The organism is Vibrio orientalis CIP 102891 = ATCC 33934 (genome assembly GCF_000176235.1).
Classification (GTDB): domain Bacteria; phylum Pseudomonadota; class Gammaproteobacteria; order Enterobacterales; family Vibrionaceae; genus Vibrio; species Vibrio orientalis.
Window position 1 is genome coordinate 1,001,308 of sequence record NZ_ACZV01000005.1, and the last position, 13,329, is coordinate 1,014,636.

The window sequence follows — 13,329 nt, forward strand, 5'->3', positions numbered from 1 at the left end:
TTTCTAAAACTCTTCTTCGAACTAAGCTACATTAATCATATACCCCTCCTCGCCTTTAAGGAGTTTTATATGAGCATCTACAATAAAATCCTAGTTGTTGCAGATATCAACAAAGAAGAGCAGCCTGCGCTAGCACGTGCTATGCAACTTGCTTCGAAAAGCCGATCTCCTAGTCGAGTGACTTTCTTCCTTTCTATTTACGACTTCTCTTACGATATGACCTCTATGTTGTCGATTGATGAGAGAGACGCAATGCGACGTGGTGTCATTCACCAACGTGAGCAATGGATGCAGAAAATCGCCAAAGATTATGTTGTTGAGGGTGTGGAGTTTGAAGTGCGCGTTGTCTGGCATAACAGACCTTATGAAGCCATTATTGCAGAGGTCTTTGCAGGCAGTCACGATATTGTCGTTAAAGGAACACGCAAACATGATGTCTTAGAGTCGGTTATTTTCACTCCTACCGATTGGCACCTATTGCGTAAATGCCCTTGCCCTGTGTTACTGATTAAAAACGCGGAGTGGCCAGAAAACTCAAGCATTTTGGCCTCAGTCCATGTGGGCTCGGAAAACGATACCCACCTTGGCCTTAATGACTCTATGGTTGAGCAATTAAACAGCTTAACTGAGCGTCTTGATGCCAAACCTTATTTGGTCAACGCCTACCCTGTTACTCCGGCCAATATTACCATTGAACTACCTGAGTTTGATCCTTCTACCTATACTGACGCAGTGCGAGGTCATCACTTAACCGCGATGAAAGCACTAAGACAAAAGCATGGTTACGATGAAGAACAAACGGTTGTTGAGCAAGGCTTGCCTGAAGATGTTATCCCAGAAGCGGCAGAAAAGCTTAACGCAGCGATGGTGATTGTCGGTACAACTGGTCGTACTGGCTTATCTGCAGTATTTATTGGTAATACAGCAGAGCACGTTATCGATAAGATTAACTGTGATGTCTTAGCCCTCAAACCGGATGGCTATATTAGCCCACTCGACCCGAAAACTGCCATCTAACGTAATCTAGACAAATAAAAAAAGGAAGATAGTCACTATCTTCCTTTTTTGTATCTGTCGGTTTTGCTTAGATGTTAGTTACATCGATAAACATCGACTCATCAATGTTGGTTGATGAGACAATCGCTTCGCTAAACTCATACTCTTCGCGGCTACCTTCACGATCAAGCGGAAGGTTTTCAAAATCGAATAGATTTTTATCCGCAAGCTGGCTTGGGCTAACGTTTTGAATTGACTTAAAGATCGCTTCAACACGACCTGGCGTCTTCTTATCCCAATCGATAAGCATTGCTTTGATTGATTGACGCTGAAGGTTTTCCTGAGAACCACATAGGTTACATGGAATAATCGGGAACTCTTTGTGCTCAGCGTACTTAATCAGATCTTTTTCACGACAGTACGTTAATGGGCGAATTACCACGTTACGACCGTCGTCAGAGCGTAGCTTTGGTGGCATTGCCTTTAAACGAGAGCCGTGGAACATGTTTAGGAACATCGTTTCGACGATATCATCTAGGTGGTGTCCAAGTGCCAGTTTTGTCGCACCAATTTTCTCGGCGAACGAGTAAAGCGTACCACGGCGCAGGCGCGAACATAGGCCACACGTCGTCTTACCTTCTGGAACCTTCTCTTTCACTACAGAGTACGTATCTTTATCGACAATGTAGTAAGGAATGTTCAACGTTTCGAAGTAATCGGGAAGAATATGCTCAGGGAACCCTGGTTGCTTCTGATCTAAGTTAACAGCAACGACCTCAAATTTGATTGGTGCTGCTTTTTGTAGATTCAGTAGGATATCCAGCATCGCAAATGAATCCTTACCACCACTAATACATGCCATAACCACGTCACCTTCTTCGATCATGTTGTAGTCAGTAATGGCATTTCCAACGTTTCTTCTCAGACGTTTCTGAAGCTTGTTGAATTCTAGGGTTTCTTTTCTTGTATCTTTTTCGTTCATTGCGAGCTCTCATATTGCCGACGAGTCGACAGTAGGATTTCCTAACGTGTTTTCTTGGGGCGTGGATTATACGAGCTTTTTAACGAGGATTAAATGCCTGTGTCGTTATAGGCAGATAAAAGTGGGCGAATACTGATACAAGTTAGCTTTATCATCTTTCAATAGTAATAAAGGCCGCTTTCGCGACCTTTAATCTTGTATTAGTTTGCTTTTGGCAAGTAAGGCAATACCCTTGCTGTTTCGGCGGGTAGTGTCATTGTACCACCCGCCCCAATCTCTGACAGCGCGACTTGCACTTTGCCATCAACGATCTTCTTCGTAGATCCGTTAGAGAACGTGATTGTAGAGTTCAAGTTATCAGGAAACTCAAGCGTCACGCCCTCTACATCAGGAGTAAAGTAGCTCGCAAACATTCCGCCCAATTGTTCGAGAATAACTTGCATCTGTGGTAACAAGACTTCTACTTGGTCGTAACTGATCTCGCCCGACATCGGCTCTTTAGTCATGACGACCATAGAAAAGTCACAGCGTGTATCCATCGGCGTATGAACGAATACCAGTGGATTTGCCGAACGTAGATTGCTATCTAATGGCACTATCACTTCGTTATACGGCGAAATGGTCAGTTCCTCGTAATGCTCTTCCTTTTCCATCCATGCTTTTTCAATGTTACACAACTTTTTAGTGTCGGCATTTAAGAAAAAGAAACCAACCTTCACATCATCATGCCCTTCTTTCGCATTCTGCTTCATATGAGAGTAGAGCTTAGAGTAGGTAAACATGTATTCTTGAGCTTGAATAGGTAAGGCAACAACGCCGCTTAACGCTGCTGCCAAAATCGCTAACGATACTTTTTTCATTGGTAGTTTTCTTTTTGGTTTAGCTATTTATTGATTTGCTAGGGGTGATTCCCAGAACTGCACATTGTGCCTGATCATACTCTGCAAATCGTTGACGTATGCCTCACCTCGCTCAGAGTATTTAAGTAAACCATTACTCAAGGCAATCGCAGCTTCAGTATCCGTTAGACTTTGTCCTGCGAGGTGGCGTTGGTAACGTATTTCTCTCAACTCTTCATAGGCGCGATTACGATTTACATTCATGAAGTAACCATGTATCGATTGCTGAACAGAGCTGAAACTAGCCACTTCATGGCTCATACCTTCACCACGTTGCAGCGGAACCAGCCCGCAACCTTGGCTGTAACACCACTGACCAAAATAATTATTTGCTTGGGTTGCGAAACGCGATGTTCCCCATGCGGATTCGTTTGCACCCTGCACTAAAACCAACGCCTCAGGTATAACGTCAACTCGGTGCAACATCAAATCTAGCCACTCCGTGGTAATGCCATCGGCTGGCACTTCCGCTTTGTATAGCTTACCTAACTTAATCGCGTAGCTTTGGTCTGCTTGTTCAATCGATTGACTATCGAAATGATCTTTTAGTTGTTCGAGTCGCGCCCTTTCTTTGAAAATTCGTTGGTTTTCTAATGCGATACCAGGTCTTAAATAGTCAAAGAACGCTTGTTTTTTCTGTTTGGTATCTTTGATGGCAGAAAAATTCGGTGCGCCGCCAACAGACTTTCCAACCATTAACGATTCGGAAGGTCTACTTTGCTTACGTTCTTCTACCCGACTTTCTGACACTCGTTGTTGTGTTTGCTCGTAGCCATAAAAACTACAGCCGGCAATCACGCCAGCTGCAGCGATAGCAATGAACTCACTCTTACGCATTGAACACTTGTGGATCGTTGTCATCGTTATCGTCTTCATCTTTTGGTCGGTCGGAGGCAATAATTTTCAATTTAATGCCAAACATATTGCGGTAAACAATGCCTTTTACATGGAAGAAGAAAGGCAATACGAAGATTAAGCCAAGCCCATAGAACATCATGCCTACGACAAACATGATAGTAACGAGTGAGTAGATTCCTGCTAATACGATAATCTTCTTATTGACGGCTCTTAGCGACAACAATAAAGATTGCATTGGCGGAATCTGCTTCTCACAGATCAATAAAATGGCATTACTGAACGCTAGAGATAGATATAGAGAAAGGAATGGGAAGATCATTCCGGCAATACCCTGCAGTAATAAGCTAAACAAAGTCGCCAAAATTACGGGCATTGTATATTGCAAGCCTTTGCCAATATGACGTGGTTTAGTTGTCAGACCCGCAGCATGACTCATCGCCATCAAACTAATACCCGCATAAATCGGAGCGCTAATCACTTCGTAGCTAAAATTGGCGACCATAATGGCATTGAAGATACTTGGGTCAAACGCCTCAGGGTTGGTAAAAGCATCAAGGATAATTCCTGGGTTACCAAGTTGTAGCTTTAATGCGATATAGAAAATCGCTAACTGCAAAGCGATTAAGATGATAATAGACGGAGAGAAAGACAAAAAGTTCTTAATGGTATGTTGCCATGCCTCCTTTATTACCTCTCCGGCTTTAAGTTCGTAGTCACCTGACAGTGCACGATCTACGCTACCGCCTAAATTGAAGTCTTTTTCAATGTCGTTATTCATTCTTGAACCTAGTGCTTAGTTGACAATAACCAAGCTAACTTGTTGATAGAAAATTGCATTCATTATACTGCAAGCGAGCACAGTCTAAAATCAGATCTCATCTTGTCACTTGCTTTCTTGACTATTTGGTTGATAATTAACCACTAAACGCATCATATCAATGCTTTATTCTCGAAGGACGTTACGGAAATTATCCTCTTTGTACGCTGTTTAATTGGCGTACTGAGAGTATGGTAAGGAATGTTTACTTTTACCTGCAAAATTTTTTCTGTTTCAAGATAAGAAAATGCTTTGAATTCACACTTTTGGTGATTATGATGCGCGCCTCTAATTTGTGTAACGACAGGTCATTTTCTTAAATGATTTACAAATGACCAAGGTGGGAGAAAAACAGACGTTGAACGCTAAACAAAAAGCAGAACAACCAGTTGTTCGTTTGACTGGTATCAGTAAAAGTTTTGATGGTAAAGAAATCATCGGTAACCTTAATCTAGATGTTAACCATGGTGAGTTTCTTACGATACTTGGCCCATCTGGCTGCGGTAAAACAACCGTGTTAAGGATGATTGCTGGTTTCGAAACCGCTGATAATGGTGACATCATTCTAGACAATCAGAATGTTACATCAGTCCCTGCTGAACAAAGGCACGTCAACACTGTATTCCAAAGTTACGCACTCTTCCCTCACATGACGGTATTCGAGAACGTAGCATTCGGCCTACGCATGCAGAAAGTACCATCAGCTGATATTGAACCACGTGTGATGGAAGCATTACGTATGGTACGCCTAGAGAAAATGGCGCAGCGTAAACCACATCAACTTTCTGGTGGTCAGCAGCAGCGTATCGCGATTGCTCGTGCAGTCGTGAACAAGCCAAAAGTACTGCTACTTGACGAATCGCTATCTGCGCTTGACTACAAACTGCGTAAACAGATGCAGATCGAGCTTAAACAGCTTCAGCGTCAGCTAGGCATTACGTTCATCTTCGTAACACACGATCAAGAAGAAGCTTTGTCGATGTCTGACCGTATTATCGTTATGCGTGACGGCGTGATTGAACAAGATGGCTCTCCTCGTGAAATTTACGAAGAACCGAAGAACTTGTTCGTTGCTCGCTTCATCGGTGAAATCAATGTGTTCGATACGACGATGATTGAGCGTATCGATGACAAACGCATCCGCGCTGAAATCGAAGGTGTTGAATCTATCGTTTACTACGATAAAGATGCAAATGCTGGCGATAAGCTGCAAGTCCTATTGCGCCCAGAAGACTTACGTATCGAAGAGATCAAAGAGTCTGAGCAAAAAGGCATCGTTGGTCATGTGACCGAACGTACTTATAAAGGCATGACTTTAGACTCAGTGATCGAACTTGAGTCTGGTATGCGTGTAATGGTGAGCGAGTTCTTCAACGAAGATGATCCTGATGTTGACCACTCTCTTGGACAAAAAGTTGCTATCACTTGGGTAGAAAGCTGGGAGGTGGTGTTAAATGATAAGCAAGAAGCTTAATCTTCAAAACGCGATCATCACGCTTATCGTAGGTTGGCTAACGCTTTTCGTTTTGGTGCCAAACCTAATGATTATTGGTACCAGCTTCCTTACTCGTGATGAAGCAAACTTAATTGAGATGACCTTCACGCTAGATAACTATCTACGCTTGATGGACCCACTTTACGCTAAGGTGCTACTCCACTCTTTCTACATGGCAATTGTTGCGACACTGCTGTGTTTGGTGATTGGTTATCCTTTTGCGTACATCGTGGCGAAGATGCCAGAGAAATGGCGTCCAATTATGTTGTTCTTAGTGATCGTGCCATTTTGGACTAACTCACTAATCCGTACTTACGGTCTGAAAATCGTCCTAGGTACGCAAGGCATCTTGAACAAGTCTCTAATGGCGATGGAGATCATCGATAAACCAATGCGACTGATGTACACAGAAACAGCAGTAATGATTGGTTTAGTCTATATCTTGCTACCGTTTATGATTCTTCCACTCTACTCCGCTATCGAAAAACTTGACGATACCTATGTAGAAGCTGCGAAAGACTTAGGCGCGAACAAGTTCCAGATCTTCACTAAGGTAACTTTACCTCTAACGATGCCTGGCATTATCGGCGGCTGTTTACTTGTACTACTGCCTGCTCTTGGAATGTTCTACATTTCAGATCTTCTGGGCGGTGCGAAGAACCTACTGATTGGTAACGTAATTAAGAGCCAAGTTCTTAATGCACGTGACTGGCCATTTGGTGCGGCAACCAGTATTGCCCTAACCATTGCGATGGCTGTGATGCTATATGCCTACTACAGAGCGGGTAAGCTATTGAATAAGAAAGTGGAGCTAGACTGATGGGACGTACAGTTAGATTTAGCTTTATGGCATTGGTGTATGCATTCCTGTATTTGCCAATCATTGTTTTAATCGTCAACTCATTCAATGCCAACAAATTTGGTATGAAATGGGGAGGCTTCACCACTAAGTGGTACGAGACTTTAGTTAATAACGACAGCTTGATGCAAGCTGCATGGCACTCGTTGAATGTAGCGGTATTCTCTGCAACTGCAGCGACCATCATTGGTAGTTTAACCGCGGTTGCCCTATTCCGTTACTCGTTCAAAGGTAAAGGCGTAGTCAATGGGATGCTTTTTGTTGTGATGATGTCCCCTGACATCGTGATGGCAATCTCGTTACTGGCACTGTTCTTAGTAATGGGAGCGCAACTTGGTTTCCTAACCTTGTTGGTTGCACACATTACCTTCTGTCTACCGTTCGTTGTCGTTACGGTATACAGCCGATTGAATGGCTTCGATGTAAAAATGCTTGAAGCAGCAAAAGATCTTGGTGCAAGTGAATGGGTTATCTTAAAACAGATTATTCTACCACTGGCTAAACCAGCGGTTGCTGCCGGTTGGCTATTGAGCTTTACCCTGTCTTTAGATGACGTGATTATCAGTTCATTCGTGACGGGGCCTACGTACGAAATTCTACCATTGAAGATTTATTCAATGGTGAAGGTTGGCATTTCACCTGAAGTGAATGCCTTAGCAACAGTCATGCTGATTGTTTCTTTAATCCTTGTGGTAACTTCTCAGTTGCTTGCAAGAGAGAAAGTGAAGTAGAATCGCTTTCAATTTAACGAAACAGAATGGCATTTTGTCATTCTGTTTTTCTATCTACTGCCGTAAATACATCAACTTATGATGTGGCAACGTTTGGTTTGGAGCTAACGTAAATGAAAAAATGGGCTACTCTATTAGCTGGTAGTGCATGTGCGCTTTCCCTGTTCTCAGGTTCAGTTGCAGCGGACGAAAACAAAGAACTCGTATTTATGAACTGGGGTCCTTACATCAACAGTAACCTCCTAGAACAATTTACTGAAGAAACTGGTATCAAGGTTATTTACTCGACTTACGAGTCAAACGAAACCTTGTATGCAAAGCTAAAAACACATAACCAAGGTTATGACCTAGTCGTACCTTCGACTTACTTCGTCGCTAAGATGCGCGATGAAGGTATGCTACAAAAGATCGATAAGTCAAAGCTAAGTAACTTCTCTAATCTAGATAAGAACTACCTAGATAAGCCTTACGATCCAAACAACGACTACTCTATTCCACACGTTGTTGCTATTACAGGTCTTGCAGTGAATGCAGACATGTACGATCCAAATGACTTTACTAGCTGGGCGGATCTATGGAACCCGGAGCTTGAAGGTCAGTTGATGATGATGGATGACACTCGTGAAGTGTTCCACATCGCACTACGTAAGCTTGGTTACTCAGGTAACTCTAAAGATCCTAAACAGATTGATGAAGCGTATGCTGAGCTACAGAAGCTGATGCCAAACGTTCTTGTATTCAACTCTGACAACCCTGGTGCGCCATACATGTCAGGCGAAGTTGGCGTTGGTATGCTTTGGAACGGCAGCGCAGCAGCAGCGCAAAACGAAGGTATGAACCTTAAACTGGTATTCCCTAAAGAAGGTGGTATCGGCTGGGTTGATAACTTTGCAATTTCTTCAGGTGCAAAAAACGTAGAAGCGGCACATAAGATGATCGACTTCCTTCTACGCCCTGAAATCGCTGAGCAAATTTCTCGTGATACTGGCTACTTAACAGCAGTTGAAGCATCTAACGCTAAGTTTAAAGATGTCGCTCCTCTGTTCCCATCACAAGAAGACCTTGACCGCGTAGAGTGGCAAGACGCTGTTGGCGATATGACAGTTAAGTACGAAGAGTACTTCTTAAAACTAAAAGCTGGTCAGTAATAACTAGCGGTTTTGTAAAAATAGGCAGCCTCGGCTGCCTATTTTCGTTTTCACTGATATACTTACGCCCTGCTAGACTTGTCATGAAGATAAGTAAGTTTGATACGATGGTTTTATCAGCGCAGATATCTGTGAAGATCGCCGCCTATAAGACAAAATAAAACGGAAAAAGAATGAAAAGTAAATTCTACGCAAGCGCACTTTGTGCAGCGACTTTAATCGCTTCGCCAGCAATGGCTGCTGACCAAGAACTTTATTTCTACAACTGGTCTGAATACATTCCAAGTGAAGTTCTTGAAGACTTTACAAAAGAGACTGGTATTAAAGTCATTTACTCGACTTACGAGTCAAATGAAAGCATGTATGCAAAGCTTAAAACGCAAGGTTCAGGATACGATTTAGTAGTACCGTCTACATATTTCGTTTCTAAGATGCGTAAAGAAGGCATGCTTCAGAAGATCGATAAGGACAAACTGTCTCATTTTGCTGACTTGGACACTAATTTCCTAAACAAACCTTTTGATCCAAGCAACAATTACTCAATCCCTTACATCTGGGGTGCGACGGGTATTGGTATTAACTCTGACATGCTAGATGCATCATCTGTAACTAAGTGGGATGACTTCTGGGATAGCAAGTGGGAAGGCCAACTTATGCTAATGGATGACTCTCGTGAAGTTTTCCATATCGCACTGACTAAGCTTGGTTACTCACCAAATACAACCAACCCAGATGAAATTAAAGCTGCTTACGAAGAGCTTAAAAAGCTAATGCCAAATGTATTGGTATTTAACTCTGATTTCCCTGCTAACCCATACCTAGCGGGTGAAGTTTCACTAGGCATGCTTTGGAACGGCAGCGCATACATGGCGCGTCAAGAAGGCGCTTCTATTGATATCATTTGGCCAGAAAAAGGCACAGTATTTTGGATGGACAGCTTAGCGATCCCTGCTGAAGCTAAAAATGTTGACGCTGCACATAAGATGATCGACTTCCTTCTTCGTCCAGAGAACGCTGCAAAAATTGCTTTAGAGATTGGTTACCCGACTCCAGTTGCTACGGCTCACAAGCTTCTTCCTGAAGAGTTTGCTAACGACACAAGTATCTTCCCTCCTCAAGAAGTAATGGATAGCGGTACTTGGCAAGACGAAGTAGGCGAAGCAAGCGTTCTTTATGACGAGTACTTCCAAAAGCTGAAAGTCAATAACTAATCACAGACTTTAAAAATCAGTTATATACTTAAAGAGCGGCAATATGCCGCTCTGTTTTTATTTGGGGAAAACCTCTTAAAGCTAGCTAAGGATGAGCTATGAAAATGAGGTATAAAATCATACTGATAATATTGTGCCTACTATTTGCCCTCTCTACGCTTATCGCGTTTTTAACCCACGGTGATTATATCGACTCCCGCAATGACGTGTGGTTCGAAAGCAACACCCTCTTTGTCCTTATCTTCATTTTCGTTATCTCTAGAAATACTATCCTAGACAATGGTTTTATTAAATATGGCTTTTTACTGCTCATATTTAATCAGGCTTATGATGTGATCACTGAAATCAATTATTTAGATGCTATCTCAGATAGATACGATCTGGTAGATACTATGATTGAAGATGGAAGCCTTCAAATTGCCTACCTTTTGATCGCATTTGGCTTTACCAAGTTGATCAAACAAATTAACGAGGAAGCCTGCATTGACGAACTCACTGGGCTCTATAACCGTAAGAAATTATCGTCAATCAGAATGAAGCATTTTGATCTTATCTATTTGGATCTCGATGGTTTAAAGAAGGTCAATGATAGTAAAGGACATGCGGTTGGTGACTTAATGATTATCCGTTTTGCACAAGCGATTAATCAGGTCATCGGTCGCCATGAACAAGCGTTCAGAGTTGGTGGTGATGAATTCGTAATCGTTGTTAAACCGAATGAGGGGCAGCAACTTATCGATAGGCTCGAACAAGAGCTACAAGGTGAGGCCATCAAGTTTAGCTATGGCATTGAGGCAACGAGTATAAATGAACTTACCCAAGCACTGGAAAAAACCGATCAGGCAATGTATGAAATGAAAAACTCCCAGCGAAATCACTGAGAGCTTTTCATTTGCAGATAGTGATTAAGCGTGCTTAACATCAGAAGATTGTAAGCTAAGGATCTCTCTGACAAGTTTAGGAACTTCTATACTTGCTTTTCCGTAACGCTTTTCTTCAAACTCACTCTCCACCGCACTTGGCTCTAAGTTGATTTCTATTGTATGAGCGCCATGCATCTTAGCATCATGAACAAAGCCCGCCGCCGGATAAACCACGCCAGATGTACCAATTGAAATGAAAAGATCGGCTTCTTCTAATGAAGAGTAAATATCTCCCATGCGCAGTGGCATTTCACCAAACCAAACTACATGGGGGCGCATTTGTGAAGGGATCTGACAGCAATGACATAAGTCACCGGTTTTAATTTCGCCTTTCTCTTCGATAACTTGGTTAGATTCGCTGCAGCGTGATTTTAAAAGCTCACCATGCATGTGGATAACATTTTCACTACCGCCGCGCTCATGCAGGTTATCGATATTTTGAGTAATGATGGTGACACTGCCATCTAATTGCTTTTCAAGCTCCCCTAAAGCGATATGTGCTGAATTCGGTTCAATAGATGGGTTTTGCAGCCCTAGCCTGCGCTGATTATAGAAGTCTTGAACAAGATCGGGATCGCGTTCAAACCCTTCTGGTGTGGCAACATCCTCAATTCGGTGATTTTCCCAAAGACCATCCTGAGCTCGAAATGTTTGAATCCCTGATTCTGCTGAGATTCCTGCACCCGTCAATACAACGACATTACGATATGGGAAGTTCATACTGCATCCTTGTTAGTGTTCTTGAGGTTAGCTTAGCATCGTATGTTTATCTTCCCTAGCATTCGGAGTTAGACCATAGTCGAACTGGTGATTTTTAACCTAGTTTTTGTGAGGTTAAACAAAAGGCAGCCATAGCGGCTGCCTCAATAGCTTTATCTGATAAATGATTAATCTTCACTCGTCGAGGATATTTTATGGATTGCGAGGTCGGCACCGTTGAACTCATCTTCTTCAGAAAGACGTAGCCCCGACATCTTATCGATAATACCGTAAACAATTAATGCGCCTATCAGAGCCACAGCGATGCCAGTAATGGTGCCTAGCAGTTGAACAGTGATGCTCACCCCGCCTAGCCCGCCTAACGCAGTTTGGCCAAAGATACCCGCAGCAACGCCGCCCCACGCGCCACAGACGCCGTGTAGCGGCCAAACCCCTAGCACATCATCAATCTTTGTTCTGTTTTGTAAGTAGGTAAATAGATAAACAAACAAGGCCCCTGCAATTGCACCAGTGATCAGTGCGCCAATTGGATGCATTAGGTCGGACCCGGCACATACTGCCACTAAGCCTGCTAGAGGACCGTTGTGAATAAAGCCTGGGTCATTTTTGCCAGCAATTAGCGCAGCTACAATACCGCCAACCATCGCCATTAGTGAGTTCATTGCTACCAATCCACTGATTCCATTTAACGTCTGTGCTGACATCACGTTGAAACCAAACCAACCGACACAAAGAATCCATGCACCGAGTGCTAAAAATGGAATGTTAGAAGGCGCGAAGTTTGTATGTTTGCCCGCACGAATACGACCTTTGCGCATCCCTAAGAAGAGAACAGCAACTAATGCAATCCAGCCGCCAACGCCATGGACGACAACTGAACCTGCGAAGTCATGGAAGCCGTAACCGAACTGCGATTCAAACCAAGCTTGTAAACCAAAGTTACCGTTCCAGATCATGCCCTCAAAAACTGGATACACCAATCCGACAGTAAAGAACGTTGCAATAAGTACCGGATAAAAACGAGCACGTTCCGCGATGCCACCAGATACTATTGCTGGAATTGCTGCCGCGAAAGTAAGTAGGAAGAAGAACTTAACCAATTCATAGCCATTTCCTTGCGATAATGTTTGAGCATCAGCAAAGAAGTTTGCTCCGTAGGCCACCCAATAACCGATAAAGAAATAAGCGAGTGCTGAGATACCAAAATCAGCAAGGATCTTTACCAACGCATTGACCTGGTTCTTATGTCGCACAGTCCCCACTTCAAGGAACGCAAAACCAGCGTGCATTAGGAACACCATAATCGCTCCGAGTAAAAGAAAAAGTGTGTCCGAACTTTGAGTCAGAGTTTGAACCGCTCCGTGAACCTGACTGGCTGTGACGCTCATCCGTGTGTGTCTCCATTCTGTTGTTGCGCACTTTACCTGTGCATCAAATAATCGAGCTCACCATTGTGGTGAGCTCGCTAGTAGATTGGATATGGCAAGTTGTATGCCATTAACTGATGATTTTATAAACTCTGACTAACCAACTGAATTAGCGAAGGTTTATACGGCAACCCAATTAGTAATTATCACATCATACAAACAACCAATGCGTTAAGTCGCACAGATTTGGTGAGCATGCACCAGAATAATGCGATTGCTTGTGGTGCATAATAAAAAGCCCTGACAATGTCAGGGCTTAAGAT

General features: G+C 43.0%; 13 protein-coding genes. 7 read left to right on the top strand and 6 right to left on the bottom strand.

The genetic code is table 11. From position 1 onward, the window contains the following. The first annotated feature begins 69 nt into the window (after nt 1-69). On the top strand, nt 70-1,017 hold the full coding sequence (gene uspE / locus VIA_RS15360; protein WP_004414052.1) for a universal stress protein UspE: 948 nt from the start codon (nt 70-72) through the stop codon (nt 1,015-1,017). A gap of 67 nt (nt 1,018-1,084) precedes the next feature. On the opposite strand, the gene ttcA is transcribed toward uspE, so the two are convergent. From ttcA to VIA_RS15380, 4 genes are all read right to left on the bottom strand, one after another. After that, the gene (gene ttcA, locus VIA_RS15365; protein ID WP_004414053.1) at nt 1,085-1,978 is read right to left on the bottom strand and encodes a tRNA 2-thiocytidine(32) synthetase TtcA; all 894 of its coding nucleotides are present in this window, start codon (nt 1,976-1,978) and stop codon (nt 1,085-1,087) included. A 200-nt stretch (nt 1,979-2,178) separates the two neighbouring features. After that, a complete protein-coding gene (locus tag VIA_RS15370) occupies nt 2,179-2,838 on the bottom strand; it encodes a DUF2987 domain-containing protein (RefSeq protein WP_004414054.1) in 660 nt (219 codons plus the stop codon). Nucleotides 2,839-2,865: 27 nt separating this feature from the next. Next, the gene (locus VIA_RS15375; protein ID WP_004414055.1) at nt 2,866-3,714 is read right to left on the bottom strand and encodes a glucosaminidase domain-containing protein; all 849 of its coding nucleotides are present in this window, start codon (nt 3,712-3,714) and stop codon (nt 2,866-2,868) included. Then, entirely contained in the window at nt 3,707-4,513 is an 807-nt protein-coding gene (locus tag VIA_RS15380; RefSeq protein WP_004414056.1) for a DUF2189 domain-containing protein, read from the bottom strand. Before VIA_RS15380 ends, VIA_RS15375 begins: the two co-directional genes overlap by 8 nt. Nucleotides 4,514-4,892: 379 nt before the next feature. Between VIA_RS15380 and potA the strand changes: the two genes are divergently transcribed. From potA to VIA_RS15410, 6 genes are all read left to right on the top strand, one after another. Further along, nucleotides 4,893-6,026, top strand: coding sequence for a spermidine/putrescine ABC transporter ATP-binding protein PotA (gene potA, locus VIA_RS15385; protein ID WP_004416915.1), 1,134 nt, complete (start codon nt 4,893-4,895; stop codon nt 6,024-6,026). Next, entirely contained in the window at nt 6,007-6,867 is an 861-nt protein-coding gene (gene potB, locus VIA_RS15390; protein WP_004416913.1) for a spermidine/putrescine ABC transporter permease PotB, read from the top strand. Before potA ends, potB begins: the two co-directional genes overlap by 20 nt. Beyond that, nucleotides 6,867-7,637, top strand: a complete 771-nt coding sequence (gene potC, locus VIA_RS15395) for a spermidine/putrescine ABC transporter permease PotC (RefSeq protein ID WP_004414060.1) — start codon at nt 6,867-6,869, stop codon at nt 7,635-7,637. The genes potB and potC overlap by 1 nt, the downstream gene beginning before the upstream one ends. Before the next feature lie 113 nt (nt 7,638-7,750). Next, nucleotides 7,751-8,785, top strand: a complete 1,035-nt coding sequence (locus VIA_RS15400) for an extracellular solute-binding protein (protein ID WP_004414062.1) — start codon at nt 7,751-7,753, stop codon at nt 8,783-8,785. 173 nt (nt 8,786-8,958) lie between these two features. Next, nucleotides 8,959-9,996 (top strand): extracellular solute-binding protein, encoded by a 1,038-nt coding sequence (locus VIA_RS15405; RefSeq protein WP_004414064.1) that lies wholly within the window; start codon nt 8,959-8,961, stop codon nt 9,994-9,996. A 98-nt stretch (nt 9,997-10,094) separates the two neighbouring features. Continuing rightward, nucleotides 10,095-10,877 (top strand): GGDEF domain-containing protein, encoded by a 783-nt coding sequence (locus VIA_RS15410; protein ID WP_004414066.1) that lies wholly within the window; start codon nt 10,095-10,097, stop codon nt 10,875-10,877. Between the two features lie 24 nt (nt 10,878-10,901). On the opposite strand, the gene cobB is transcribed toward VIA_RS15410, so the two are convergent. Both cobB and VIA_RS15420 read right to left on the bottom strand, forming a co-directional pair. After that, a complete protein-coding gene (gene cobB / locus VIA_RS15415) occupies nt 10,902-11,639 on the bottom strand; it encodes a Sir2 family NAD+-dependent deacetylase (RefSeq protein WP_004414068.1) in 738 nt (245 codons plus the stop codon). Between the two features lie 167 nt (nt 11,640-11,806). Continuing rightward, nucleotides 11,807-13,027, bottom strand: coding sequence for an ammonium transporter (locus VIA_RS15420; protein ID WP_004414070.1), 1,221 nt, complete (start codon nt 13,025-13,027; stop codon nt 11,807-11,809). Between the last annotated feature and the right edge of the window lie 302 nt (nt 13,028-13,329).

Coding starts and splice junctions, on each gene's coding strand:
- VIA_RS15375 (WP_004414055.1), bottom strand. CDS start 3,714: ATGCGTAAGAGTGAGTTCATTGCTATCGCTGCAGCTGGCGTGATTGCC.
- uspE (WP_004414052.1), top strand. CDS start 70: ATGAGCATCTACAATAAAATCCTAGTTGTTGCAGATATCAACAAAGAA.
- VIA_RS15400 (WP_004414062.1), top strand. CDS start 7,751: ATGAAAAAATGGGCTACTCTATTAGCTGGTAGTGCATGTGCGCTTTCC.
- cobB (WP_004414068.1), bottom strand. CDS start 11,639: ATGAACTTCCCATATCGTAATGTCGTTGTATTGACGGGTGCAGGAATC.
- VIA_RS15410 (WP_004414066.1), top strand. CDS start 10,095: ATGAAAATGAGGTATAAAATCATACTGATAATATTGTGCCTACTATTT.
- VIA_RS15420 (WP_004414070.1), bottom strand. CDS start 13,027: ATGAGCGTCACAGCCAGTCAGGTTCACGGAGCGGTTCAAACTCTGACT.
- potC (WP_004414060.1), top strand. CDS start 6,867: ATGGGACGTACAGTTAGATTTAGCTTTATGGCATTGGTGTATGCATTC.
- potB (WP_004416913.1), top strand. CDS start 6,007: ATGATAAGCAAGAAGCTTAATCTTCAAAACGCGATCATCACGCTTATC.
- VIA_RS15370 (WP_004414054.1), bottom strand. CDS start 2,838: ATGAAAAAAGTATCGTTAGCGATTTTGGCAGCAGCGTTAAGCGGCGTT.
- ttcA (WP_004414053.1), bottom strand. CDS start 1,978: ATGAACGAAAAAGATACAAGAAAAGAAACCCTAGAATTCAACAAGCTT.
- VIA_RS15405 (WP_004414064.1), top strand. CDS start 8,959: ATGAAAAGTAAATTCTACGCAAGCGCACTTTGTGCAGCGACTTTAATC.
- VIA_RS15380 (WP_004414056.1), bottom strand. CDS start 4,513: ATGAATAACGACATTGAAAAAGACTTCAATTTAGGCGGTAGCGTAGAT.